The following is a 24,749-nucleotide window of genomic DNA, read 5'->3' as shown; positions in this document are numbered from 1 at the left end:
CACAACCTGATCTTAGAATTGCTCGAATTGATCAATTGGCAAGACGAATACTGTCGCTCCGCCTACTTGAACTTCAACTGGATAAGGCATATTGGTTTCCATTGAAACGTCTAAACTAACTGGGGGTGTCATAAATTGTTCCCGCGATTGGCAGTTATCGCGAATCCGGTCCAAGACTTCATCCACACGCTCTTCTTCGATCCCAATAATAAAGGTAGTATTGCCAGCTTTTAAAAAGCCGCCGGTTGTTGATAATTTCGTCGCGCGGATTCCTGCATCAACAAATTCATTCGACAAACGGTTGCTGTCTTTATCTTGAACAATGGCTAAAATTAATTTCATTTTTTTCGACCCCTTTTATTTTTTGAATTTTTGATCAACGTGCTAATCTTTTCAGTAAAATAGCGTAACAATCCTGCACTACTTTCTCCAAGTCTTGACTGGCGTCTATTAAAATCATGCGCTCTTGATTATTTTCAACTAACTCTAAATAGGCTGAACGAACGGTTTCATGAAACGTCAAATTCTCTTGATCCAATCGATCGTATTGCCGATTGCTTTTGTTTTTATGGATGCGTTCAAGCCCGGTTGCTGCTTCTATATCTAAATAAAGCGTTACATTTGGCGAAATATTCTCTGTTGCAAACTGATTGATAGCTGCAACTTGCTCTACTCCGATGCCTCGTGCCACACCTTGGTAAGCCAATGAACTGTCTACAAAACGATCACAAATGACAATTTTTCCATCGGTTAAAGCCGGTATAACTTTCTCGATCAAATGTTGTCTTCTGCCAGCAGCGTATAAAAGCGCTTCTGTGCGGACATCCATTTCAGTGTTTTCCGGATTTAAAATCAATTCACGGATTTCTTCAGCGATCCGACTGCCGCCTGGTTCTCTTGTTGCAATAATTTTCTGGTTTAATGCCTTTTCCAGCTTTGGAAGTAAAGCTTGAATCACGCTCGTCTTTCCTGAGCCATCCGGACCTTCAATCGTAATAAATGTTCCTTTCAATGCACTAAACCCCTTTAATTCTTTCTTTTGATACCTACTTAACATTATACTGTATCTCACGACGACAGTCTAATAGCAATTACGCTTTACCGGTTTCCAATTTTGATTTGCAAACCGCAACCGGTTACAACGGTTTGTAAAAAAGGAAACACTTCCAGATGGTTTATCTGGTCGTATCTCCTTTGATGTCTCGTTTCCGTGCTTCTTTAAACAAATAGAAATACTTTATTTCGGCTAATTTGGTTTGTGCAAAAAGCAAACTGTCTTTTTCAATGACCGATTGCTCAATCTTTTTAGCGTATTCCCAATCATCTTTTGTTTGGGTCATCAGCTTCAATAATGCGGCATCGTATTCTTTTCGTAAGTTTGGCTTCTTTCTAAACAGCATGTATACCGCCTGCTTTCTTGTGAAAAAATACTTGTTTTTCTTGCAAATAGGTTACTCGTTTTTTTGTTTTAGCCTTGATTTCTGACTAGAGTTCTCTCCGGCCTTCAACGGCTTTCAGCAACGTGATTTCATCTGCATATTCAATATCGCTTCCCACAGAAAGCCCATGAGCCAAGCGTGTAACTTTAATGCCGGCTGGCTTGATCAAACGCGACAGGTACATCGCCGTTGCTTCTCCTTCAGCCGTTGCATTGGTTGCAATAATGACTTCTTTCGCTTCTTCAGACTGCAGCCGTTTGATCAAACTTGGAATATTGATATCTTCCGGCCCTGTACCTTCGATTGGAGACAATACACCGTGCAGCACATGGTACAATCCATGGTATTCACGCATCTTTTCTAATGACATCACGTCTTTAGGATCTTCTACCACTAAAATCGTACTACGATCACGTCGTTTGTCTTGGCAAATCGAACAAGGGTCTTCTTCTGTAATGTGCCCGCAAATCGAACAATAGTTTAAGTCTCGTTTAGCACTGATCAACGCCTTGGCAAAATCAGTTACATCGTCTTCTTTCATATTGATCGTGAAAAAAGCTAGCCGTGCAGCTGTTTTAGCGCCAATTCCTGGAAGTTTCATATAACTGTCCATTAATTTTGTTATCGGTTCAGGATACAATTGGCTTCATTTCCTCTCTTAAAAAATACTTTCCATAGACTGAATAGATAAAGATTAAAAAAACGGGACCCATTCCGGCATCCCATTTCTTGCTGTGTTTGATTGAAGTGAGGATTCAAAGAATTGGACTGTGGTCTACATTCCAGGAATATTTTTAGTGTATTTCCCCATTGTTGCTTCCGTTTCAGCTTCTACTTTGGCTAGTGCATCATTCGACGCTAAAACAATTAAGTCTTCTAAGATTTCAACATCTTCTGGATCAACGGCTTCTGGTTTGATCGAAACAGATTTCATTTTCCGGTCACCCGTTAGCGTAACAGTTACTAAATCACCATTCGTTGTTCCTAAAAATTCTTTTTCGTTCAAGGCTTCTTGTGCCTTTACCATTTCTTTTTGCATTTTTTGCATTTGTTTCATCATACCTTGCATATTTCCCATTCCACGCATCTTCTATCTCTTCCTTTCAATTATCAATTAGGATCAATCATTTCTTACTTCAACAATCGTTTTGCCAAATAGATTCATTGCTTCCGTCACCACAGTGTTGTCTTCTTCCTCTGTTGGCGGAATGATGCCTTCTAAACTATCCCACTCAGAAGAGTCAGCTTCTGCCGGCCTTTTTTTCTGATCAGCAGCACCGTTTTCTTGCTGCTGTGTGGTCGATTGAGGTGCTTGACCGGTTGGGTTAGCAGACTGCTGTACCGGCGCTTTTTTAACGGACGGCTGGCCTTTTAATTGTTGAACGTATTGCCCTCTAATGACCGGCCATTGTTCAGCTGGCACACAAATCATTTGCGGTTCATATCCAACTAACCGACGCAAATACTCTGTAACAGCCGCTAATAGTTCCGTATCATTCGTCGCTTTTTGACATAATATATCGTAATCAAACGAAACGATCAAGCCGTTCGGACTAGCGGCAACTGGCGTTGAAGCTTTTAGCATAGCGCGCTGAGTGACGGACAACATATTCAATAAATCCGGCCAGACATCCCGAAGCTGGTTCAGATTTTCTTTAGTGGCTTCTTTTAAGACACCATAAATGGCCGGTGTATTCGGAGTAAATTGATTGCCGGTTGCTTTCGTTGCGGCTCTTTTCGCTTTTTTAACAGGCTGTTGAGCTCCGCCATTAGCTGCTATCGACTGCAATTGTTTTTTCATTTGCATCAATTCATTTTCAAGATTGGCCATCTTTCCTTGATCGGGCGCAGCTTCAACTGGTGTTGCAACTGCTGCTTTAGGTTCTACAACCGAAGCTGCTGGATTTGGATTCAATTGGGTTAGTTTGACTGTTGCAACTTCTAAATAAACATCTGGATGATTGGTAAAACGCAGTTCATTTTGCGTACCATTTAAAATCGTGATCATTTGATACAGCAAATTGGCTGAAATAGTTTCACTTAACCCTTTAAACCCGGTATCAACTGTCGCTCCGTCCAATAAGTCGCTCATTTGAGGAGCTTGTTGGTAGACGAGGATGTCTCGGCTAAATAAAATCAGATCTTCAACAAAACGTGAAGCATCTTTCCCATCTGCCAAAATCTCTTGCAGCAACGATAAGCCTTTTTCTGTATTGCGCGTTACAATGGAATCAAAGTAAGCCAACATCAATTCTTGCGTCAAGCTGCCTGTCACACTCATAGCGTGCTCGATCGTGACCACACTATCGCCATAAGAGATTGCTTGATCTAAAATGCTTAATGCATCACGCATTCCGCCTTCTGCTGCACGCGCAATAACCGGTAAAGCTTCTTCTTCAAAACCGATTTTTTCTTGGTTTAAAATATAGATCATCCGGTCGCAAATGTCCCGCACAGAAATGCGTTTAAAATCAAAGCGCTGGGTCCTCGAAATAATGGTCAACGGAATTTTATGCGGTTCAGTTGTTGCTAAAATAAAGACAACATTTTTAGGTGGTTCTTCCAATGTTTTCAGTAACGCATTAAAAGCTCCCGTTGACAACATATGAACTTCATCAATAATGTAGATTTTATAATCTGCACTAGTGGGTGCGTATTTGGCCTTGTCACGGATATCTCGAATTTCTTCGACCCCATTATTACTGGCCGCATCAATTTCGATCACATCGTTTAACTGTCCTTGAGTAATGGCAACGCACGTTTCACATTCGTTACACGGTTCGCCATCTTTCAAATAATGGCAGTTGATGGCCTTGGCAAATATTTTAGCCCCACTGGTTTTCCCGGTTCCACGAGGGCCTGTAAAGAGATAAGCATGACTTGTCTTCCCTTGGATCAGGGCATTTCTTAATGTCTGTGTAATGGCTTTTTGTCCGGCAATGTCTTGAAAACGTTGAGGCCGCCATACTCGATAAAGTGCTTGATAACTCAATGCATTTCTCCCTTTCTTAACCCTGTAGTTGCTACTCTTTATTATACGTTATTTCACGTTAAATTTAAACCTTGATCCTTGCTTTCTCTTGAGTGAATAGTAAGCAAAATAGGGTTTTGGACAATAAAAAAAAGTTTTCGATTCGGAAATCAAAAACTTTTTTTATTCTTCTATGTACGTACAGCACATGCTGAAACAATCTTAGTGCTGCTTCCTTCCAGATCTGACACGATTCGAAAGATCAACATTGCCATACGGCCTTGCGGCATCTTTAATTATACCGCATTTGTTAAATAAAAGCTAGTGCTTTTTTACTCCTGGTCTAAATCATCGATTAGTCAAAGCTTCACGTGTATAGCCCTAGTACAAACAACAAAATATCAAAAGGCAGTGATAAGCTTTTACACTCCTCAATTCATTCATTAAAAATAGTTCCATGTCTCATCACATTGGCAACCCATCTGCTTGGAAAGGTTGTCTTCCTATAATGACTACTAGTTCTGCCAGTTACAATTTACGGTCCATCCATTAACGATGACCAAATCGACGCGCAAATTCTTCAGCGCCCAGTCTACAGGCTGTTTTGTCTCCAATCATTCGGAACATCTCATAATAATCCATGCTATCAAATGTAGCTGTATCAATTGGTTCAACTCCAACACGCTCTCCAGCCCAACTACCAACATTCTTTTGTTCTGCTTGCGCCAATATAAAGTAAGGCATTAAATTTTTCTTCATTCTAAATAATCGTTGATCCATCGTCATGAATAGATGTGAATCGTAATTAATCAAAACGTATTGATTCACAAATTTTTCCCAGCTCTTCTTCAGTCGATTTGCCTCTACAGGTGGAATTGTAACAACTTTGATCCCCTTCTCTTTACGTGTTCTACGCAGTAATTTTTGTTTGTATTCTCTGTAATATGTGCACCCTTCCTGCTCAATTAAATGTTCTCTTACTTCTTCAGAATCCTCAACTAAAGAAATTCTATCCCCTTTCCACTCGTCCATCAATAAATGGAAAAATTCATACTGGAAAGGATTCCCTAATTGTGGGTGTACAAGAGAAATTTCTTCTACCCTGCTTCCGCCACTCAATATTAATTCTGACGGTTCCATAATTATTTTTTTATCAATATTTACCAATAAATTTTCTTGTTCCATTATTTTCAAAATCAACACCTCCAATATATTTTTGTGGAGTTTTAATCCCCTATATAAAGTACGCAATTTCGGTGAAATTTTTTCAAAATAAAAAATATTTTTCTTAACTTAACTATAGCCTCTTCCTCGTTTTCTTTTGAAAGCTTACTCAGAAACACTAAAAACAGAGCAGAAATTGGAAGATTCCATTTTCTACTCTGTTTTCATTTCATAATTTTTCTTTTTGAATTAGTTTTTCATGCGGATATTTTTCAAAATCATTTCACTATGAGGAATACTCGGCATTTTATCTAGACTATAGCTTAAGTCTTGTTGAGGCACCTCGTATTCCATGCGGTTGGCTAAATAGTCTAAACAAGTATTCATCACTTTGATCGTCAACCACTCTCCGGCGCAACGGTGTCCACCTAAAAAGTCGCCGCCTCCTTGTGGAATAAACGAAAAGGGACTTTCTTTCCAGTCCATAAACCGTTCAGGATCAAATACTTCAGGGTTTTTCCAAAGGACCGGATCATGGTTTGTTCCGTAAATATCAAGAATCGTTAAGGTCCCTTCTTCAAATTCATAGCCTTGCCAAGTAAAATCTTTTTTTACGATCGCTCCTTGGAAAGGAAAAAACGGGTAAAATCGTCGTACCTCTTGAACAAATGCTTGCAGTTGTTTTGGATCACCAGCAGCTAATTTTTCTTTTGCTGCCGGGTATTCATGGACAGCCAATGCCGTAAAGTTAATGTAGATCGCAATCGCGACAATCGGTCTGATAATATTTAATACCTCTACCGCGGCCGTATTGGCATCTAATAGATTTCCTTCCAAATCTTGGTGCCATGAAAAGACCGCTAAAGCTGTACCTTCAGGAGGAGACAATTTTTTATCGCGAACTTGTTCGATCAGGTTTTCCATCCATTTTTCAGTTTGGTTGCGGTCATGCCGTCCTATCCAATGTGCTGGCCCAATTTCAGCAGGTGTTTCGATCATCTTGCCTAGATCTGCTGCTAATTCTGCAACTTCTCTTTCTTCAAAAGGAACACCAGCCCATTCACAAGCTGTGCGAAACAATACTTCTTGAGCTTCATGGTACAGCACGATTTCATCTTGCTCTGCCCACTTTTCTGCCGTTGCTTCCCACTGCTTTTTCAAGATTTTATCCATCTTATCTAATTTTTCGGGAGACATTAAAGACATAAACATTTCTTTGCGGTGCAAATGCTCTTCGCCGTCCAATGTTTGAACGCCTGTTTCGCCAAACAACGTTTTTTGCACTCTTTTTGGTGCGGCGCCTGCTCTTTTAAACTTAGTCGTATCATAAAAGAGTTCAGCTGCTGCTTCTCCACCTATACAGATCGCTTTTTGGCCTAATAAACGGGTTTCGAAAACATCCGATTGAAAACTTTTTCGTCTGTTCAAAATATAGCGATACCCTTCTTTTAAAACATGCACTGTATTATCTAACCCTTTTTCATGAGGCATTGACTGTTCATCCATTCGTTCCACTCCTTCAAGTTCTACTTTTAATTTTATATACTTAAAATTCCTCGTTACAGGGTCAGTATACGAAACCACTCTTGTGGATTCAACTATTACGATTACAAGCAAAACGATTGTCGGCTAAAATAATGCTTGACACACTTCGTGTATTAACACTATAATACACGAGACAACCGTATTAACCCCTTAATACATTTTTTTACAGCGAGTGTATTAAGCGCCTAGTACAATAAAACGATAGGAGAGCTGCTATGAATATAAATCTTAATAAGCGGGATCCGGTCTATTTGCAAGTTGTGCGCTACTTTAAAGAACAGATAGCTATTGGACAGCTGAAACCCGGTCAAGAGATTCTCTCGCGGCGAGAGTTAGCCAATCAACTGAAGATCAACCCCAATACAGCACAACGAGCCTATAAAGAAATGGAGGCCGCTGGATTGATTTATACTGAAGGAAATCTGCCAAGTAAAGTCACAGAAAATACAACCGTTTTAAAAAATGTGCGCAAAGAATTGATTGCAGGCGCTGTTGACACATTTATCACCGCTATCGAACCGATAAATGTGCCTTTGAATGAAATCATCGAATTATTAGAAGATAAATATACTGAAAACAATCATCAAGAATAGGAGGATCCATATGATCGAGGTAAAAGAAATCATAAAAAAATTTGGCCGTACTAAAGTATTGAAAGGTTTGTCTTTCACCGCTAACAAAGGCGAGATCACTTGTTTGATCGGCATCAATGGTGCTGGAAAAACGACGATCATGAATGCCATCATGAATTTAACCCCTCTTAACAGTGGCGAAATTTTAATTGACGGAAAGAAAATCACTAAAGACAGTTATCAAAAAATCACCTTTATTCCTGAGACCATTGCTATGGTCTCTCAAATGACTATTGGGCAAGCGATGCAGTTCATGCGGGATTTTTATGTAACTTGGAATCACTCGCGCGCTATCGAATTGCTGTGCTTTTTTAAACTTCAAGAAAAAGAAAAAATCGCTGACCTTTCTAAAGGAAACACTGCCAAAGTCAACTTGCTACTCGGTTTAGCCTTAGATGTCGATTACCTTTTAATGGATGAACCTTTTTCGGGAATCGATATTTTCAGTCGAGAACAAATTGCAGAGGTTTTTACTAGCCATTTAGTTGAAGACCGCGGTGTGATCATCACGACTCATGAAATTAATGATATCGAACATTTGATTGATAAAGCTATTTTGTTGGATGATGGAGTCGTCGTTAAAGAATTTAATGCTGAAGAAGTCCGTGAGACAGAAGGAAAATCCGTCGTCGACGTGATGCGGGAGGTTTACATTAGATGAAAAATTACTTAAAATTATTGAACTTTGAATTGAATCGATTTATAAATCTTTATCTTGTTTTAATTGGTTTAACGATCGTTTCGCAAATCACAGGTACAATCGTGAGATCAAAAAAATTTGTTAGTCTTGCAAATACAGCTATCCATAAAGACTCGATCCCATTAGATCAATTTTTCGAATACAATCAGCCTATGAGTCTCATGAACTTGGTGTCAAGCGGCTGGTTTTTGATTCCTATTGCTTTAGCTGCGGCGGCTTTGCTGTTTTATAGTTTCTTTATCTGGTACCGTGATTGGTTCGGAAAAAATACATTCATCTATCGGTTATTGATGCTGCCCACTGCACGAATAAATTTATTTTTCTCCAAACTTTCTGCAATTTTTTTGATGGTTTTAGGACTAGTTGCTACTCAGCTGATTTTATTGCCAATTGAAAATACACTGATCAAATGGCTGGTTCCAAGTGAGCTCAGAATAGATTTATCTATCAGAGACAGTATTGCCTTTTCAGAATTTTTAGAGCTAATTCTCCCTAGTTCATTTAGTCAATTTTTGATTAATTATGGATTAGGAGTGCTATTTTTAACAGTAGCTTTTACCATCATTTTATTTGAAAGAAGTTTTCATTTTAAAGGAATTTTCTTAGGCGGCTTATTTGGAATAGCTGCTGTGATTTTTTTCTTTTCGCCTTATTTTATTGAGGCACTTTTGCACCATGATTATCTCTATCCCATTGAGCACTTTACCCTTTCAGTTGTTTTAGGAATCATCCTTATGGGGATTAGCATCTGGATCAGTCATTATTTATTAAACAAGAAAGTCACAGTCTAATGAGGGAGGCTACAAAATGAAACGTTATTGGAAGTTAATGGCAATTAGTTTGATTGCTATCTTAGCCATCGCTGTCTTTTATCTTCAACCAGTCTTTACAAAAGACCAATACCCAGCGTTTACTTTTAAAACGGTTAAAGGCGATCCATCAGAATTGAATGATTTAACCCTTAATGCTGGTTATACACCTGTGCTAATTAAGACTAACGAGAGTACCTTTTCATATACACAAGAACCACTTACACTTACGAACAGAGAAACCCATTACGAGAACCAGCAATCTTACTTTGAAAAATTATCAGCGAATTCTTCAGATCCTCAGCTGCAATCTTTGCAAAAAGAATACAAGCAGTTTATGCGCGGTAAATACTTAGATTCCCATAATTTCTTTGAAGACGATATCTTTTTAGCCTATGTTGCTATCGATGAATCCAGCTTACACACTTCTGCTAAAAAAGCCGTTTTCGATATCCAGATTTTGAACAAAAATTCAAAAGAAACAACGTCTTATGCTATTGATATTCCAGTTACAGGAGCAGAGAATTATTTGTCAATTCAAAAAGTACAAATCATCGACAGTGCATTAAAAATCGTAACTGAAAATAATTTTTTAACAGATAAATTAGAGGAATTTCATATCTATCATTTGGACTTAGGAAACCAAAAAGTAACGAAAGAAGATGTACTTTCATTTGAATCCGAATTATCATCTGGCAATCAAAACAATATGGTTAGGATGCTTACCGATAACTCACAAGCTGCTCACGTTGAAAATGAGTTGGTTTTTGAAGCACATTACAATGCGCCTTTTGATGAAGAAAAGGCAGCAGCAGATCCAGATTATTATCCTGAATACTTAGGTTCTGAATTCTGTATCTATAACCTTAAAACCAATACAACTCATAAACTAGCTGTACCAGCAGAACTCAACCCAGAAAATACAATGGCCTTGATTGATGGGACTACTCTTTACTTGTACGATTTGACGGATGATGCAATAACTGTTTATGCTGTATCCGTTAACGATGTCGCTAAAAACACTGTTTATACATTAGAGTTGCCTGCTGGCAGCAGTTCTAATCGTGAGTGGCTAGACATCGTGGATGCTAAGCTCTATCTAGCAACTCCTACTAAAGGTTCTCAGACCGAAAAAGAGCTGACTGTTTATGACTTAGACAGCAACACTATTTTGTACGAAGGAATAATTGAAAAAGCTAAGGGTTCTACTCAAAAATCAACTGACGGTTTGAACATTTATGACGGTATCATCAACTAAAACTGCATAAAAAAAGGGAGTGAGACAAAAAGCGTTTAGACCCGAATCACTGGAACGAATAAGCGCAGTATGGTCACAGACCATCGAGCATTATTCGTGAAGTGGACGTCGGGTCTGCTTTTTGGAACACGTTCTAGAATAAATATTCGGATATGCAAAAAGAGGTTGGGACTTTTGTCCCAACCTCTTTTTGCATTTTATTAACGGTCGCCATTAAAAATAGAATTTTTAACAATGACATAATCAACTTTACGCAGGGATTCCAGATCATTTCCGCCCGCGTATGAAATAGAAGACTGTAAGTCTTGTTTTATTTCTAGTAACGTCGCTGAGATATCGCCTTTGTGTTCTACCATGATTTTTTTGCCTTCAACATTTTTCCGCTCGCCTTTTTGGAATTCTGAGGCACTGCCATAGTATTCTTTAAACGTTTTCCCATCAATTTCAAGCGTTTCTCCTGGCGATTGTTCATGTCCTGAGAAAATCGAACCCATCATGACCATTGATGCACCAAAACGAATGGATTTAGCAATGTCTCCATGGTCGCGGATACCGCCATCAGCAATAATCGGTTTCCGAGCCGCTTTTGAACACCAGCGAAGCGCAGCCAATTGCCAGCCGCCTGTTCCAAAACCTGTTTTCAATTTTGTGATACAAACTTTTCCAGGTCCGATCCCCACTTTTGTTGCATCGGCACCGGCATTTTCTAATTCACGAACGGCTTCAGGTGTTCCAACGTTTCCAGCTATTAAGAATGTTTCCGGTAAGTGTGTTTTTATGTGACGAATCATCTCAATCACTTGGTTGGAATGTCCATGAGCGATATCGATCGTAATGTATTCCGGTATAAGGCTTTTTTCAGCTAATTCTTTGATAAAAGTGTATTCATCCGCTTTAACGCCGACACTGATCGAGGCATATAAGCCTCTTTTGTGCATATCTTCAATAAACGGCTTCCGTTTTTCTTCTTCGAAACGGTGCATCACATAGAAGTAATCATTCTCTGCAAACCAGATAGCTAAACTTTCATCCATTACTGTTTGCATATTCGCCGGTACAACTGGCAATTTAAATGTTCGGCTGCCGAACACTACGCTAGTGTCACATTCAGATCGGCTTTGGACAATACTTTTATTGGGAATCAATTGGATATCTTCATAATCAAAAACTTTCATGGGCTTTAAAACCTCTTTCTCTTCGTTTTTATCTTATTTTTGCAGTTTTCTCTTTCAACCGCCGCTTACAAACGAACATTAATTCATATTTCCAGTTTTATAGTTCGTCCACTAACCAATTTACCGCAAATGGCGTTATTTGTCAAAAGAATTAAGCATAAAAAGGGATAAAAGGGAACTTTCTGATTAAAAACCGATCGGTCGTTCGATATCTAATGAAAACAGACCTGTTTTTCCCGTTTTTTTAGAACAACAAAAAACAGCCATTTCCCAGAATACTTTTCTGGAAAACAGCTGCTTTTTCACTACCATTCTTAAACAATCAGTCTTTATCAATAATGTCTCCTGTTTTAGCATCAACGTAAACATCAACATCATGATCGCCATTTTCAATATTTTCTACTTCTACTTCATAATAAGTTTTCTCAAGTTTGGTTTCCAATTCCCATTCTTCAACGTAGCCGCTGCCTATTTCCTTAAGCGCCGCAGTCATTGCTTCTTGAGGCGATATCAGATTGGTTAAATCAAGCTCTGTCTTATTCTGAGTGTTTTCAGTTTCTCTTTCTTTTTCTAAAATATCTCCAGACATTGCATCGATATTCAGTTCCATTTCTTCGCTTTGATTGAACCCTTCAACTTCATATTGATAGTAGCCATCATCTAAATCAAAACTAATGGATTTGATCGTAGTATCCGGATATGTTTCATTATAAATATCAATAGCCTGTTCTAAACTGACTTTGTAGTCTTGATTTTCGATTCCTTGAGAAGATGCCTCATCGTTTGTGTTTTGAGATTCATCGGAAGAAACAGCTGAACTGCTCTCACTCGCTTGATCTGCTGATGACTCGCTGCTCACTTCCGGCGTAGTAGTTGATGAAGAAACGGACTCTTCCGGTGCTGGATTCGGCGTCGTTTCGTTTGCCCCACAAGCTGCTAAGACTGTTGCGGATGTTAACGTCACTAATCCGACCAAGAGTTTCTTACTCGTATGTTGTAACATATTATCCTCTTCCTTTCCTTTATTCCTCTATCCTGATCATAAATGAAAGAACAGAGAGATTAAAGCAAAAGGCTTGTTTAGTTTTCCAAAGCAGCAACATACTTTTTACTTCATGTACTCTTCTTTCAAAATGGAATAACAGACATCATCGGAAAACTCGTTTTTCACCAATCGATTTTTGCGCAAGACGCCTTCTCGGGTCATGCCTAAACGTTCCATCACTCTACCGGAAGCTTTATTTTTAGAATCGTACATCGCGTAGATGCGTTCTAACCCAATGATGTTAAACCCTAATTCCAGCAGCAAGTTTGCTGCTTCGGTTATATACCCGTTTCCCCAGAATTTTTTATTTAAGGTATAGCCCAATTCCGCTTTTTTATGTGTCATATCAACACGCAAATCAATCGTTCCAACCATTTTATTGTTTTCTTTCAATACCAATGCGTATTTTCCAATTGGATCTTTGGCGAAATATTCCGCAATCACATTTTTTGTCGCTTCTAAATTTTGATGGGTGTCAAAAACAAACCGTGTTGTCTCTTCATCAGATGCGTATTCGTACATATCTTCAGCATCCTCAATTGAAACCGGCCGCAGAATAATGCGCTCACTTTCTAAACGATTGTGCTTGATCAATAAATAAAGGGTACTTTCCATAGGCTATTCCTCTTTTCCGTCCATTTTTAATGCTGCTTAATTCACGAGTTTAATCGTAACGAACTTAGTGCTAAATTTCAACTGATTTTTTCCAACGGATCGCTGCTTCTCTTTGCGGTTGGAATTAAGGAGTTTTTTTCTCTGCGGTAGGCGAAGCTGGTTCCACGTGTACATCAATGTCGATCACACCATAGTTGTCTTTTAATACACGTTCAACATTTTCGGTAATTTGATGCCCTTCGTGAACAGTCAACGTCGCTTTGACCAAAATCGTTACATCAACATAGGTATTGGCACCATATTTACGTGCTTTGATCGAATCAACGAAAAGAACATTCGGCAATTCGAGGATACTCGTTTTATAAGCTTCCAATTTTTCAGTATCAAATCCGTCAGAAAGAGAAAAAGCACTATCTCGAAAAATTTCGATACCGGTTTTTAATATAATGATCGCAACGATAATAGCCATCAACCCATCTAACCAAACAAAACCCAACATCGATCCAAAAATGGCTACAGCAGTGCCTAAACTAGTCAAAGCATCGCTGAGGTTGTCTTTTGCGACAGCTTTCAATCCTTCGCTGTTGATTCCTCGCGCTAATCTTAAATTATAAATATAAACGCCTAACATGACAAATGCAGCAACTAACCCAGTAATTCCCGCAATCTTATCCGGCGCTATGATCTCTCCTTCAAAAATTCGGCTAAAACTAGAGTAAAATACTTGAATCCCTACTAAAAGCATCACAAAAGAAGTTACCAAGCTGGCAATCGTCTCCGCTTTCCAGTGCCCATAAGGATGGTTGTCATCCGCTGGTCTTCTGGCTAAACGTAAACCAATCAACACCGCTACAGAAGAAACGACATCGGTCATATTGTTCAGTCCATCTGCTTTTAAAGCTGCTGATTGATAGGTCATTCCAATAAAAATTTTAGCTACCGACAAAACAATGTATACGACGATACTTAAAATCGCCCCTTTTTCTGCTCTTTTCAGTTCTTCATAACGCTCTTGCATGATCATTGACCCCTTTAACTGTTATATATTTCTTTATTTTTCATTCCGAATAAAGACCAATTGACTGAACGTCTCAAGTATCTCCCGACTTTTTTCGACCAATTCATGGGCTTTTTTTTGACTTGGAGCAGTAAAACGATCGCGCAAAACAATTTTTTCATACCAAGAAACCAATTTTTCAAATTCATGTTCTTCTTCTTCTAATTCAGCAAAAATAAATTTTTCGTTTTTTATTTCTCTTCTGACTTCTTGTAAATAATTTTCACATTCACGAATCAATTCAAGGTACTCTTCTTCGCGCATTTGATTAAACTGTCCAATAACCGCTTGTTCCTGTTCTTTTCCTAAAAATTCTGAGCTGACTAAAAAGCTTTCGCCTCCATTAGCCTGAATTTCTTGAGATAATTTCTCCAATACGCGATTAGCTTCATTTGTATCTGGTAAAATCCATAGAGATTGTTGTAAATTAACCGCACCATATCGCTTCAACTTGCGCCACGCAGCTACACGGTAACGCGAAGGTTCGCTTGGTAAAGTATAGCTCATCATTAACCACTTCACAGTTCTCATCCTTTTTGTCGTATTTCGATAGATAATTCGTAACAACCGTTACATCTTTTTTTGCAACACGAGCTTCATTCTAACATCTTGTAACAGTCGTTACAAGAGGAAGGTTTATAGGGTAGAACTTATTCATGGGCATTTACCGAAAAAGAACGCCTAGCTTTCGGCTTTCTATTTTATGGTAAAATAAAACTACATCAGTTAAGTGTATCTAAAGAATGGAGTGTTTCGTTATGAAAGTAGGATTTATTGGAATAGGAAATATGGCCAGTGCCATTATCAAAGGGATGATCCAACAAGGACATACAAAAAGTGAAGATATCTATGTCACAAATCGCACCAGTGATAAATTAGCCGCTTTTACTGCTGAAACGCATACGATTGCCTGTGCCTCTAACGAAGAATTGATCAAATCAGTTGATGTGGTCGTTTTGGCTACCAAACCAACCACTCTTCCTGCTATCTTGCCGGCTTTAAGTTCTACGATCCAACAACATGACCCATTGATCGTATCGATTGCTGCCGGCACGACTCTTGAACAGCTGGCAAATCTTCTTGGGGAAAAATCGAAAAACCCGATTATCCGGGCAATGCCGAATCTCAATTCTATGATTGGCGAGGGAATGACAGCGGTGTGCGGCAATGCTGCTGCTTCTGCTGAGCAGGTCACCTTTATTCTTGATATGTTCAAAGCTATCGGTGAAGCCGTTGAATTGGAAGAAAAAGACTTCAGCACATTCACTGCTATTGCCGGCAGCTCACCTGCGTATGCATTCCTCTTTATTGATTCTTTAGCTCGCGGAGCAGTCAAAAATGGAATGCCAAAAGACCTTGCTACGAAAATTGCAGCACAAGCTGTCTTAGGTAGTGCCAAGATGATCTTAGAAAGCGACCAATCTCCTTGGAACTTGATTGACCAAGTTTGTTCACCAGGCGGCACAACAGTCGCCGGCATTGTTGCTTTAGAAGATGAAAAATTTATTTCAACTGTCATTAAAGGGGTTGATGCGACCATCGCAAAAGACCAAGAGCTAATGCAGGGTTAAAAATGAAAAGAAGGATAGACGGCCTCAACTGGCTGTTTACCCTTCTTTTTCCTTGTCTGTTCCATCTGTCGATTCTTGCAAAGCTGCTGCTTTACGTGCAGCTTTTTCGGCTTTTTTACGTTGACGCAAAGCTTTAAAAAAATCTGTCAGTAACGCTCCGCATTCTTGTTCTAAAATAGCTTTTTCAATTTCAACTTGATGATTGAAGCGTTCATCTGCTAATAAATTCATTAATGTACCCGCGGTTCCTCCTTTAGGATCTGGAGCACCGTAATACAATTCTTTGACACGTGATAAAATCATTGCTCCACTGCACATGGGGCAAGGCTCAAGCGTCACGAACAGTTGAGCATCTTCTAAACGCCAATTTTTTACCGTTTGATTAGCTTCTTGAATGGCCAACATCTCAGCGTGAGTTGTTGCATCATGGCTTTCTTCCCGCCGATTGTGCCCCCGACCAATAATTTCTCCATTTAAAACCACAACAGCCCCAATCGGCACTTCTAATTTAGCTCCAGCTTTCTTTGCTTCTTTAATTGCTTCACGCATAAAACATTCTTTTTCTTCTGTCGTTAACATACATTCATTCCTTCATCGTTTCTTGGTCCCATCATATCATAAACTGTCCCAAAATCTGAAAAAGAATGTTAGAATGGAGTTAGAAGAGATCAATAGTCTCTATCTCAAAGAGGTGATTTTTTGAAGTTTGATCAAATTAAACAAATCTATCCAGAAGCTCAATTAGTTCATGAACCTAAAAATACAAATGTAACCGTTTCGTTTCCTTTTAAAGACCAATGGATTCAATTCAATGCCGCTACCAAAACGAACCGAGAACTCGATTTGCTTCAGCTAATGTTTAAACCAGAGCAAGCTCCCCTCCAGCATGCCGCTAAACAATCTGATTGGTATGCTTTTTTACTTGGAGAACGAAATGAGTTGCCAGAGAAAACCGGTGATTTCCGTGTGATTCAATTTGCCCTTTTAAAAAAAGACCAGCAATTTGACCAAAAAACATGGCTTAAAGCTTTTAAAAGTATGTTTGAAAGCGTTGATGAAGCTTTTTTTATTGACGAGACTGCTGGCTTGTTGATCCAAAGCGAATCAGCTGGAAAATTAACAGTCGAAGAATTGTCTGCTATCATTCAGACCCTTGATGATGACTTCTCAATCAAAACGATTTGTTACATCGGACAGTTTTGGCCGTTCAATTCGGATTTCCGCAGCATCATTATGGAAGAACAAATCATTTTCAACAAACAGAAAAACAAGACCTCCGCACTCTTTTCGCTGCCGACTGTTGCTTTAAATTACTATACAGCTGAAGCATTAGAAAAAAGTCCGTTGATGCAAGCGTTGAAGAAAAAATTTATTGGCCAACCAGAGTGGAAAGAATTGGTGTTAGCTATGTGGCATAGTCAAGGGAATATCAGCTTAGCTGCCAAATCTTTGTATGTTCACCGCAATACACTCCAATACCGGATAGACCGCTTTTACGAACTTAGCGGCTTGTCTTTGCGTGATATGAATGACTTATTATTGTGTTATTTGTTACTGTTGTAAGAAAAAACAGACCTGATACGCAGGTCTGTTTTTTGCTGTCTTTTATTTTTTGATTTTATCTTTAATGTCGCCAGCTACATCTTCTGTTTTATCGACTACCATATCTTTTTTATCTGCCAGCATGTCTTTTTTGTCCATCAGCATATCTTTGAATTCACTTGTTGCATCTTTCAAATGATTGCTATACGTGCCCACTTGACCTTTTAAATCAGTGACTTTATCAACCACTTTGAGTAAATTAGTTATTTCGTCATCTGATAATTTTTCAACAACATCTAATGCTTTTTCGTTGCCTTTCAACTTATCTTTAACAAAGGTTTTAGCTTTTTTACGGTTGATGCACGCTTCTAGTTTCGCCATAGTTTTATCGGATGAAGATAGAATGAATGCTCCCACCGCCACAGTTGTGCCTAAGCCAATAAGTAAATTACGTGTTGAATTTTTCATACTACTCACATTCCTTTCAGTTATATCTGTGAACCAATCATAGCAGAAACTGGAAAAAAACACGAACAAAAACGCCTAATGCGATGGAACTGCATTAGGCGTTTTAATCATTATTTATTGGATAAACTCACTAAATCAAGCTTTTTCTTTATCTCCGGAAAGGGCAATTTTTTCTTTTGTTTCAGCGCCTTTGACAGTGATACGGATTTTGCCTTTAGCAGCCCCGATCGTTACATGATCACCAATTTTTACATTGCCGCTTAGCAATTCTTCGCTTAAGCGGTCTTCAATTTCTTTTTGAATTGCACGACGTAATGGACGTGCACCGTATTCAGGATCAAAACCAGCTTTAGCGATAACATCGATGGCAGCTTGAGTAATTTTGACATGAATGTCCATTTCTTCCAAGCGTTTGACAATCACTTGTCCCATCAACTTAACGATTTTATTCAATTCAGGTTTTTCAAGTGAATGGAAGACAATGATTTCATCCAAACGGTTAATAAACTCTGGTTTGAATGTGTTTTTCAATTCTTCTTTGATGCGTTTTTCCATCGTCTTATGATCTTTTCTAGCATCAACAGCACTAAAACCAACCGACTTTTCATCTCGTAAAGCTGTTGCCCCAAGATTGGAAGTCATGATCATAATGGTGTTTTTGAAATCCACTTTACGGCCTTTAGAATCCGTTAAATGCCCATCATCCAACACTTGCAAAAGAATATTGAAAACGTCTGGATGTGCCTTTTCAACTTCATCAAATAAAATGACTGAATAAGGTTTTTGACGAATTTTTTCAGTTAATTGTCCGCCTTCATCGTAACCTACATACCCTGGAGGAGAACCAATCAAGCGGCTGGTGCTGTATTTTTCCATAAATTCAGACATATCGACACGAATCAAGGCATCTTCACTACCAAACATCGCATCTGCTAATGTTTTAGCCAACTCTGTTTTACCTACTCCTGTAGGTCCTAAGAACATAAAGGACCCAATTGGGCGATTTGGATCTTTCAACCCGCTTCTGGCACGTCTAATGGCTCTAGCGACTGCACTGACAGCTTCTTCTTGACCAATCACACGATTGTGCAGCACTTTTTCCAATCTCAATAATCGATCTGTTTCTTTTTGCTCCATTTGTTGGACAGGTATTCCAGTCCAGAGCGACACTACTTCAGCAATGTCGAGCGCCGTCACTTGCAATTGAGAAGCAGCAGTAGATTGTTTTTCTTGTTTGAGCAGCAAGTCTTCAATTTTTTTCCGTTGGCGCATTTCTTTCACTCGAACTTTGGCAGCTTTTTCAAAATCTTGCAATTGGATCGCGGTTTCTTTTTCTTGGACCAATTCATCCAATTCAGTAATCGCAACAGCTAAAAGAGTGGGTTTATCTGAGACATCTAAACGCACTTTAGCTGCTGATTCGTCGATCAAATCCAGAGCTTTATCGGGCAGTTGTCTAGAAGTAATATAACGCGAAGACAATTGAACAGCTGCATGAATCGCTTCTTCTGTTATTTCAACATTGTGGTGTTCTTCATAACGCGAACGCAGACCTAACAATATTTCTTCTGTTTCGTCTGGAGTCGGTTGATCAACACGGATAGGTGAAAAACGACGTTCGAGTGCTGCATCTTTTTCAATATACTTTTGGTATTCGTCTAAAGTAGTCGCACCAATCGTTTGCAGCTCTCCCCGTGCTAAAGCAGGTTTCAGGATATTGGAAGCATCGATTGCTCCCTCAGCTCCGCCAGCACCAATCAACGTATGCAATTCATCAATAAAAAGAATCACTTCTCCATCTTGATAAATTTCATCGATAATTTTTTTCATGCGTTCTTCAAACTCGCCGCGGTATTTAGTGCCCGCAACTAATGAACCCATATCCAGCATCATCAAGCGTTTATTGGCTAACGATTGAGGCACTTCACCGGTAACGATTTTTTGAGCCAATCCTTCTGCAATGGCTGTTTTACCTACACCAGGTTCTCCGATTAAGACAGGATTGTTTTTTGTTCGACGGCTTAAGATTTGAATAATGCGTTGGATTTCTGTCTTACGTCCAACGATAGGATCCATTTTACCAGCACGAGCGTTAGCCGTTAAATCTCTTGCTAATGAATCAAGTGTCGGCGTTCCTGCTACGGGTTTAGAAGCTGCCTTTGGACGTCTGCCTTTGCCATTTGTCACATCTGAGATCCCCATTTTTTTCAAAAGAATTTGACGGGTTTTGTTCAAACTAATATCTAAATTAGTCAAAATTTTAGACGATAAGATATCTTCTTCTCTTAATAGACCTAATAGCAAATGTTCCGTTCCTACTAAAGGAGCTCCCATTCGTCTTGCTTCGTCTGTAGCTAATGTGATTGCTTGTTTAGCTCGAGGCGAATAAGGCAAGACGGCGTTTTTCGAAACATATTTCATGGTTCCATAACCCGTGAAATGTTCTATTTCTTCTCTTACGTCTTTTTCCGTTACAGAAAATTGACGAAGTGTTTGGCCCGCAATTCCTTCTTGTTCAACCATAAGGCCCAACAAGATGTGCTCTGTCCCGACAGAATGATGACGGAATCCTTTAGCTTCTTCCTGTGCTAACATTAGAACCATTTTTGCTTTTTCTGAAAATAATTCATTCATATTTTATTACCTCCGTCTTTTAAGACTGTTCATATTTTAAATTGTTTAAAAATGCTATTAAAATGCGTGCCCGTAATTCATGTTCCAGTTTTGAGTCTAAAGATAAAACCGATTTCTCCATCGCTGATAACATTAAATTGGCTTCTCGTTTAGCTATCATATTGTCTTCGTATAACGTTTCTACGATTGAAAAAGCGTTCCTTTGAGAAATCTTATCTCCAACCACATCAATCAGCATATCCAACATTTCTGCTTCATCTAACAACTTTACTTTTATAATTCGAATATACCCGCCGCCGCCACGTTTGCTCTCAACCAAATAACCTTGTTGAACAGTAAAACGTGTGTTGATGACATAGTTAATTTGAGAAGGAACACAATTAAATCGATTTGCCATTTCACTACGCCTAATTTCGACTTGCTCATCCGTTCCAAGTACTTTCTTCAAATAAGCTTCAATGATATCCGACATATTTTGATTATTCATGTGCTATTCGTTACTGAAACAATGAAGATGTATGGTATGTATATTACCTATTTTTACCACACAATGCAACGGTGTTCTCTCAGTAACACTCCTTTTCTTTTTGTCTTAACACTAGACTTAATCGCTCGTTCCTTTTTTCCTCTAGAACAGCGTCAACCAATCAGACTAATCCTTGACTAATCCTGACTTTCATTATACGAGAAAATAAGCCATTTGAAAAGCCACACAGTCTCATTTGCCTTAAAAACTATTTAATTCTAACCAAATAAAAAAATAACCACTAATGAAATAAGTGATTATTTTTGTATTTTATTCTTTTATCGGGAAGACAGGATTCGAACCTGCGACCCCTTGGTCCCAAACCAAGTGCTCTACCAAGCTGAGCTACTTCCCGTAATGTTCTTCAATGTTAGTTTTGAAAAATGCACCCAAGAGGAGTCGAACCTCTAACCGCCTGATTCGTAGTCAGGTACTCTATCCAATTGAGCTATGGGTGCTGAATAATGGTGCCGAGGGCCGGAATCGAACCGGCACGGTGATCACTCACCGCAGGATTTTAAGTCCTGTGCGTCTACCTGTTCCGCCACCCCGGCATTTAGAACAAGCAATGATTTTTTCAAATCTTGCTTACTAGTTGGTCTAGTAAGCGGAAGACGGGGTTCGAACCCGCGACCTCCACCTTGGCAAGGTGGCGTTCTACCACTGAACTACTTCCGCAAATGGTGCCGGCTAAAGGAGTTGAACCCTCGACCCTCTGATTACAAATCAGATGCTCTACCAACTGAGCTAAGCCGGCTAATACAGTAAAAAGAATAAATGGTGCGGGTGAAGGGACTTGAACCCCCACGTCTCTCGACGCTAGATCCTAAATCTAGTGCGTCTGCCAATTCCGCCACACCCGCTAAGCGTAGCATAACTATCCATCATAGATGTTTAGTTATGAGTCATGCAGGATTCGAACCTGCGACCCTCTGATTAAAAGTCAGATGCTCTACCAACTGAGCTAATGACTCATGGTGGAGGTTAACGGGATCGAACCGCTGACCCTCTGCTTGTAAGGCAGATGCTCTCCCAGCTGAGCTAAACCTCCATGGGATAAATTAAATTTAATGAATCAATGCGCGGCAGCGTCCTACTCTCACAAAGGGAAACCCTTCACTACCATCGGCGCTAAGAAGCTTAACTGCTGTGTTCGGCATGGGAACAGGTGTGACCTTCTTGCCGTCACCACCGCACATTTTTTCATCAAGAGAACGGTGTTCTCTCAAAACTGGATAGTGTTTTTCTCTTGCAACATCGTGTCGAAACCAAGACACCGTTTAAAAAATTGGTTAAGTCCTCGACCGATTAGTATTGGTCCGCTCCATACATCGCTGTACTTCCACTTCCAACCTATCTACCTGATCATCTCTCAGGGGTCTTACTCACTTACGTGATGGGAAATCTCATCTTGAGGGGGGCTTCACGCTTAGATGCTTTCAGCGTTTATCCCGTCCACACATAGCTACCCAGCGATGCTCTTGGCAGAACAACTGGTACACCAGCGGTGTGTCCATCCCGGTCCTCTCGTACTAAGGACAGCTCCTCTCAAATTTCCTGCGCCCGCGACGGATAGGGACCGAACTGTCTCACGACGTTCTGAACCCAGCTCGCGTACCGCTTTAATGGGCGAACAGCCCAACCCTTGGGACCGACTACAGCCCCAGGATGCGATGAGCCGACATCGAGGTGCCAAACCTCCCCGTCGATGTGGACTCTTGGGGGAGATAAGCCTGTTATCCCCAGGGTAGCTTTTATCCGTTGAGCGATGGCCCTTCCATGCGGAACCACCGGATCACTAAGCCCGACTTTCGTCCCTGCTCGACTTGTAGGTCTCGCAGTCAAGCTCCCTTCTGCCTTTACACTCTACGAATGATTTCCAACCATTCTGAGGGAACCTTTGGGCGCCTCCGTTACTCTTTAGGAGGCGACCGCCCCAGTCAAACTGCCCGTCAGACACTGTCTCCCAGCCAGATCATGGCTGTGGGTTAGAGTGGTCATACAGCAAGGGTAGTATCCCACCAACGCCTCCACCAAGACTAGCGTCCTGGTTTCATCGGCTCCTACCTATCCTGTACAAGCTGTACAAACACTCAATATCAAACTGCAGTAAAGCTCCATGGGGTCTTTCCGTCCTGTCGCGGGTAACCTGCATCTTCACAGGTACTATAATTTCACCGAGTCTCTCGTTGAGACAGTGCCCAAATCATTACGCCTTTCGTGCGGGTCGGAACTTACCCGACAAGGAATTTCGCTACCTTAGGACCGTTATAGTTACGGCCGCCGTTTACTGGGGCTTCAATTCTGAGCTTCGCTCGAGAGCTAACCCATCCTCTTAACCTTCCAGCACCGGGCAGGCGTCAGCCCCTATACGTCATCTTTCGATTTAGCAGAGACCTGTGTTTTTGATAAACAGTTGCTTGGGCCTATTCACTGCGGCTGACCAAATGGTCAGCACCCCTTCTCCCGAAGTTACGGGGTCATTTTGCCGAGTTCCTTAACGAGAGTTCACTCGCACACCTTAGGATTCTCTCCTCGACTACCTGTGTCGGTTTGCGGTACGGGCCGTTTGTTTCTCACTAGAAGCTTTTCTTGACAGTGTGACATCAGGAACTTCGGTACTTAATTTCCCTCCCCATCACAACTTGTCCTTAGAGAAGCAAGCATTTGACTCGCTTCAAGACTTGTTGCTTGGACGCACATATCCAACAGTGCGTATTCCTTAGCCTACTGTGTCCCTCCATTGCTCAAACAAAACAAACGGGTACAGGAATCTCAACCTGTTATCCATCGTCTACGCCTATCGGCCTCGACTTAGGTCCCGACTAACCCTGGGAGGACGAGCCTTCCCCAGGAAACCTTAGTCATTCGGTGGACGGGATTCTCACCCGTCTTTCGCTACTCATACCGGCATTCTCACTTCTAAGCGCTCCACCAGTCCTCACGGTCTAGCTTCGACGCCCTTAGAACGCTCTCCTACCATAGAACCTAAGTTCTATCCACAGCTTCGGTGTTATGTTTAGCCCCGGTAAATTTTCGGCGCAGGGTCACTCGACTAGTGAGCTATTACGCACTCTTTAAATGATGGCTGCTTCTGAGCCAACATCCTAGTTGTCTAAGCAACCCCACATCCTTTTCCACTTAACATAAACTTTGGGACCTTAGCTGGTGGTCTGGGCTGTTTCCCTCTCGACTACGGATCTTATCACTCGTAGTCTGACTCCCGGATATAAATCAATGGCATTCGGAGTTTATCTGAATTCGGTAACCCGAGAAGGGCCCCTAGTCCAAACAGTTGCTCTACCTCCATGATTCTTATTCCGAGGCTAGCCCTAAAGCTATTTCGGAGAGAACCAGCTATCTCCAAGTTCGATTGGAATTTCTCCGCTACCCACACCTCATCCCCGCATTTTTCAACATACGTGGGTTCGGTCCTCCAGTGCGTATTACCGCACCTTCAACCTGGACATGGGTAGATCACTTGGTTTCGGGTCTACGACCACATACTCATTCGCCCTATTCAGACTCGCTTTCGCTACGGCTCCGTCTCATCGACTTAACCTCGCATGGGATCGTAACTCGCCGGTTCATTCTACAA

General features: G+C 40.4%; 24 protein-coding genes, 8 tRNA genes, 2 rRNA genes and 1 other RNA gene (1 of these 35 cut by a window edge). 6 read left to right on the top strand and 29 right to left on the bottom strand.

Features of this window, described 5'->3' with window-relative positions; translation table 11 throughout:
* Nucleotides 1–12: 12 nt before the first annotated feature.
* The 9 genes from JHE06_RS00865 to JHE06_RS00825 all read right to left on the bottom strand — a co-directional run bounded on the left by JHE06_RS00865 (nt 13) and on the right by JHE06_RS00825 (nt 7,080).
* Nucleotides 13–342, bottom strand: coding sequence for a cyclic-di-AMP receptor (locus JHE06_RS00865; RefSeq protein WP_058919712.1), 330 nt, complete (start codon nt 340–342; stop codon nt 13–15).
* Nucleotides 343–376: 34 nt separating this feature from the next.
* Nucleotides 377–1,012 (bottom strand): dTMP kinase, encoded by a 636-nt coding sequence (gene tmk / locus JHE06_RS00860; RefSeq protein WP_058919711.1) that lies wholly within the window; start codon nt 1,010–1,012, stop codon nt 377–379.
* A gap of 163 nt (nt 1,013–1,175) precedes the next feature.
* Nucleotides 1,176–1,400, bottom strand: coding sequence for a YaaL family protein (locus JHE06_RS00855; RefSeq protein WP_058919710.1), 225 nt, complete (start codon nt 1,398–1,400; stop codon nt 1,176–1,178).
* Nucleotides 1,401–1,485: 85 nt separating this feature from the next.
* On the bottom strand, nt 1,486–2,079 hold the full coding sequence (gene recR, locus JHE06_RS00850; protein WP_268905520.1) for a recombination mediator RecR: 594 nt from the start codon (nt 2,077–2,079) through the stop codon (nt 1,486–1,488).
* Between the two features lie 135 nt (nt 2,080–2,214).
* Nucleotides 2,215–2,526 (bottom strand): YbaB/EbfC family nucleoid-associated protein, encoded by a 312-nt coding sequence (locus JHE06_RS00845; RefSeq protein ID WP_058919709.1) that lies wholly within the window; start codon nt 2,524–2,526, stop codon nt 2,215–2,217.
* Between the two features lie 33 nt (nt 2,527–2,559).
* Entirely contained in the window at nt 2,560–4,431 is a 1,872-nt protein-coding gene (gene dnaX, locus JHE06_RS00840; RefSeq protein WP_201089034.1) for a DNA polymerase III subunit gamma/tau, read from the bottom strand.
* Nucleotides 4,432–4,603: 172 nt separating this feature from the next.
* Nucleotides 4,604–4,690: signal recognition particle sRNA small type (ffs, locus tag JHE06_RS00835), an RNA gene on the bottom strand.
* Nucleotides 4,691–4,959: 269 nt separating this feature from the next.
* The gene (locus JHE06_RS00830) at nt 4,960–5,604 is read right to left on the bottom strand and encodes a hypothetical protein (protein ID WP_058919707.1); all 645 of its coding nucleotides are present in this window, start codon (nt 5,602–5,604) and stop codon (nt 4,960–4,962) included.
* Between the two features lie 219 nt (nt 5,605–5,823).
* On the bottom strand, nt 5,824–7,080 hold the full coding sequence (locus tag JHE06_RS00825) for a cytochrome P450 (RefSeq protein ID WP_201089032.1): 1,257 nt from the start codon (nt 7,078–7,080) through the stop codon (nt 5,824–5,826).
* Nucleotides 7,081–7,334: 254 nt separating this feature from the next.
* Between JHE06_RS00825 and JHE06_RS00820 the strand changes: the two genes are divergently transcribed.
* Genes JHE06_RS00820 through JHE06_RS00805 form a run of 4 tightly spaced genes read left to right on the top strand, consistent with a single transcriptional unit; the run spans nt 7,335 to nt 10,518 of the window.
* Entirely contained in the window at nt 7,335–7,712 is a 378-nt protein-coding gene (locus JHE06_RS00820) for a GntR family transcriptional regulator (protein WP_058919705.1), read from the top strand.
* 10 nt (nt 7,713–7,722) lie between these two features.
* Entirely contained in the window at nt 7,723–8,412 is a 690-nt protein-coding gene (locus JHE06_RS00815) for an ABC transporter ATP-binding protein (RefSeq protein WP_201089030.1), read from the top strand.
* Complete coding sequence (locus tag JHE06_RS00810; protein WP_201089028.1) at nt 8,409–9,242, top strand: hypothetical protein; 834 nt, start codon at nt 8,409–8,411, stop codon at nt 9,240–9,242. The genes JHE06_RS00815 and JHE06_RS00810 overlap by 4 nt, the downstream gene beginning before the upstream one ends.
* A 16-nt stretch (nt 9,243–9,258) precedes the next feature.
* Entirely contained in the window at nt 9,259–10,518 is a 1,260-nt protein-coding gene (locus JHE06_RS00805) for a hypothetical protein (RefSeq protein WP_201089026.1), read from the top strand.
* A 200-nt stretch (nt 10,519–10,718) separates the two neighbouring features.
* On the opposite strand, the gene guaC is transcribed toward JHE06_RS00805, so the two are convergent.
* From guaC to JHE06_RS00775, 6 genes are all read right to left on the bottom strand, one after another.
* Nucleotides 10,719–11,693 carry a GMP reductase gene (gene guaC / locus JHE06_RS00800; RefSeq protein ID WP_201089024.1) on the bottom strand — a complete coding sequence of 325 codons (975 nt, stop codon included), beginning with the start codon at nt 11,691–11,693 and terminating at the stop codon, nt 10,719–10,721.
* Nucleotides 11,694–11,879: 186 nt separating this feature from the next.
* The gene (locus JHE06_RS00795) at nt 11,880–12,029 is read right to left on the bottom strand and encodes a hypothetical protein (RefSeq protein WP_201089022.1); all 150 of its coding nucleotides are present in this window, start codon (nt 12,027–12,029) and stop codon (nt 11,880–11,882) included.
* Nucleotides 12,016–12,696: a PepSY domain-containing protein gene (locus JHE06_RS00790; protein WP_201089020.1), complete on the bottom strand. Its 681-nt coding sequence runs from the start codon at nt 12,694–12,696 to the stop codon at nt 12,016–12,018. Before JHE06_RS00790 ends, JHE06_RS00795 begins: the two co-directional genes overlap by 14 nt.
* 105 nt (nt 12,697–12,801) lie before the next feature.
* Nucleotides 12,802–13,353: a GNAT family N-acetyltransferase gene (locus JHE06_RS00785; protein ID WP_201089019.1), complete on the bottom strand. Its 552-nt coding sequence runs from the start codon at nt 13,351–13,353 to the stop codon at nt 12,802–12,804.
* 124 nt (nt 13,354–13,477) lie between these two features.
* The gene (locus JHE06_RS00780; protein WP_201089893.1) at nt 13,478–14,374 is read right to left on the bottom strand and encodes a cation diffusion facilitator family transporter; all 897 of its coding nucleotides are present in this window, start codon (nt 14,372–14,374) and stop codon (nt 13,478–13,480) included.
* A 30-nt stretch (nt 14,375–14,404) separates the two neighbouring features.
* Entirely contained in the window at nt 14,405–14,932 is a 528-nt protein-coding gene (locus JHE06_RS00775) for a Chromate resistance protein ChrB (protein WP_156413287.1), read from the bottom strand.
* 236 nt (nt 14,933–15,168) lie between these two features.
* Between JHE06_RS00775 and proC the strand changes: the two genes are divergently transcribed.
* Nucleotides 15,169–15,981: a pyrroline-5-carboxylate reductase gene (proC, locus tag JHE06_RS00770; protein WP_058919697.1), complete on the top strand. Its 813-nt coding sequence runs from the start codon at nt 15,169–15,171 to the stop codon at nt 15,979–15,981.
* 36 nt (nt 15,982–16,017) lie between these two features.
* Here the strand turns inward: proC and tadA are convergent, their stop codons facing one another.
* On the bottom strand, nt 16,018–16,560 hold the full coding sequence (tadA, locus tag JHE06_RS00765; RefSeq protein WP_058919696.1) for a tRNA adenosine(34) deaminase TadA: 543 nt from the start codon (nt 16,558–16,560) through the stop codon (nt 16,018–16,020).
* A gap of 120 nt (nt 16,561–16,680) precedes the next feature.
* Here tadA and JHE06_RS00760 point away from each other — a divergent pair, with 120 nt between their 5' ends.
* Nucleotides 16,681–17,544 carry a helix-turn-helix domain-containing protein gene (locus tag JHE06_RS00760; protein WP_058919695.1) on the top strand — a complete coding sequence of 288 codons (864 nt, stop codon included), beginning with the start codon at nt 16,681–16,683 and terminating at the stop codon, nt 17,542–17,544.
* Nucleotides 17,545–17,586: 42 nt separating this feature from the next.
* Here JHE06_RS00760 and JHE06_RS00755 read toward each other — a convergent pair whose 3' ends face one another.
* From JHE06_RS00755 to JHE06_RS00695, 13 genes are all read right to left on the bottom strand, one after another.
* Nucleotides 17,587–17,991: a hypothetical protein gene (locus JHE06_RS00755; RefSeq protein WP_058919694.1), complete on the bottom strand. Its 405-nt coding sequence runs from the start codon at nt 17,989–17,991 to the stop codon at nt 17,587–17,589.
* 135 nt (nt 17,992–18,126) lie between these two features.
* Entirely contained in the window at nt 18,127–20,625 is a 2,499-nt protein-coding gene (locus JHE06_RS00750; protein ID WP_201089017.1) for an ATP-dependent Clp protease ATP-binding subunit, read from the bottom strand.
* Between the two features lie 19 nt (nt 20,626–20,644).
* Nucleotides 20,645–21,112, bottom strand: a complete 468-nt coding sequence (locus JHE06_RS00745) for a CtsR family transcriptional regulator (RefSeq protein ID WP_201089015.1) — start codon at nt 21,110–21,112, stop codon at nt 20,645–20,647.
* Nucleotides 21,113–21,432: 320 nt separating this feature from the next.
* Nucleotides 21,433–21,506: transfer RNA gene (locus JHE06_RS00740), tRNA-Pro, on the bottom strand.
* 29 nt (nt 21,507–21,535) lie between these two features.
* Nucleotides 21,536–21,609: transfer RNA gene (locus tag JHE06_RS00735), tRNA-Arg, on the bottom strand.
* Between the two features lie 7 nt (nt 21,610–21,616).
* Nucleotides 21,617–21,705 (bottom strand) — tRNA-Leu (locus JHE06_RS00730).
* Nucleotides 21,706–21,757: 52 nt separating this feature from the next.
* A tRNA-Gly gene (locus JHE06_RS00725) sits at nt 21,758–21,829 on the bottom strand.
* Nucleotides 21,830–21,832: 3 nt separating this feature from the next.
* A tRNA-Thr gene (locus JHE06_RS00720) sits at nt 21,833–21,908 on the bottom strand.
* Between the two features lie 21 nt (nt 21,909–21,929).
* A tRNA-Leu gene (locus JHE06_RS00715) sits at nt 21,930–22,014 on the bottom strand.
* Nucleotides 22,015–22,052: 38 nt separating this feature from the next.
* A tRNA-Lys gene (locus JHE06_RS00710) sits at nt 22,053–22,125 on the bottom strand.
* 1 nt (nt 22,126) lies between these two features.
* Nucleotides 22,127–22,202 (bottom strand) — tRNA-Val (locus JHE06_RS00705).
* Between the two features lie 29 nt (nt 22,203–22,231).
* Nucleotides 22,232–22,347: ribosomal RNA gene (gene rrf / locus JHE06_RS00700) — 5S ribosomal RNA — on the bottom strand.
* A 92-nt stretch (nt 22,348–22,439) separates the two neighbouring features.
* Nucleotides 22,440–24,749: ribosomal RNA gene (locus JHE06_RS00695) — 23S ribosomal RNA — on the bottom strand (it continues 610 nt past the right edge of the window).

Origin of the sequence: Carnobacterium sp. CS13 (assembly GCF_016653495.1) — a bacterium.
In the GTDB taxonomy this organism is placed as follows: Bacteria; Bacillota; Bacilli; order Lactobacillales; family Carnobacteriaceae; genus Carnobacterium_A; species Carnobacterium_A antarcticum.
This window is presented reverse-complemented; position numbering and strand designations above follow the sequence as displayed.

Bases quoted from the DNA above. Each gene is read 5' to 3' on its own strand.
- JHE06_RS00755 (WP_058919694.1), bottom strand. From the start codon at position 17,991: ATGAAAAATTCAACACGTAATTTACTTATTGGCTTAGGCACAACTGTG.
- JHE06_RS00855 (WP_058919710.1), bottom strand. From the start codon at position 1,400: ATGCTGTTTAGAAAGAAGCCAAACTTACGAAAAGAATACGATGCCGCA.
- guaC (WP_201089024.1), bottom strand. From the start codon at position 11,693: ATGAAAGTTTTTGATTATGAAGATATCCAATTGATTCCCAATAAAAGT.
- JHE06_RS00785 (WP_201089019.1), bottom strand. From the start codon at position 13,353: ATGGAAAGTACCCTTTATTTATTGATCAAGCACAATCGTTTAGAAAGT.
- JHE06_RS00865 (WP_058919712.1), bottom strand. From the start codon at position 342: ATGAAATTAATTTTAGCCATTGTTCAAGATAAAGACAGCAACCGTTTG.
- tadA (WP_058919696.1), bottom strand. From the start codon at position 16,560: ATGTTAACGACAGAAGAAAAAGAATGTTTTATGCGTGAAGCAATTAAA.
- JHE06_RS00790 (WP_201089020.1), bottom strand. From the start codon at position 12,696: ATGTTACAACATACGAGTAAGAAACTCTTGGTCGGATTAGTGACGTTA.
- JHE06_RS00845 (WP_058919709.1), bottom strand. From the start codon at position 2,526: ATGCGTGGAATGGGAAATATGCAAGGTATGATGAAACAAATGCAAAAA.
- JHE06_RS00745 (WP_201089015.1), bottom strand. From the start codon at position 21,112: ATGAATAATCAAAATATGTCGGATATCATTGAAGCTTATTTGAAGAAA.
- JHE06_RS00820 (WP_058919705.1), top strand. From the start codon at position 7,335: ATGAATATAAATCTTAATAAGCGGGATCCGGTCTATTTGCAAGTTGTG.
- JHE06_RS00750 (WP_201089017.1), bottom strand. From the start codon at position 20,625: ATGAATGAATTATTTTCAGAAAAAGCAAAAATGGTTCTAATGTTAGCA.
- JHE06_RS00825 (WP_201089032.1), bottom strand. From the start codon at position 7,080: ATGGATGAACAGTCAATGCCTCATGAAAAAGGGTTAGATAATACAGTG.
- proC (WP_058919697.1), top strand. From the start codon at position 15,169: ATGAAAGTAGGATTTATTGGAATAGGAAATATGGCCAGTGCCATTATC.
- JHE06_RS00810 (WP_201089028.1), top strand. From the start codon at position 8,409: ATGAAAAATTACTTAAAATTATTGAACTTTGAATTGAATCGATTTATA.
- JHE06_RS00805 (WP_201089026.1), top strand. From the start codon at position 9,259: ATGAAACGTTATTGGAAGTTAATGGCAATTAGTTTGATTGCTATCTTA.
- JHE06_RS00815 (WP_201089030.1), top strand. From the start codon at position 7,723: ATGATCGAGGTAAAAGAAATCATAAAAAAATTTGGCCGTACTAAAGTA.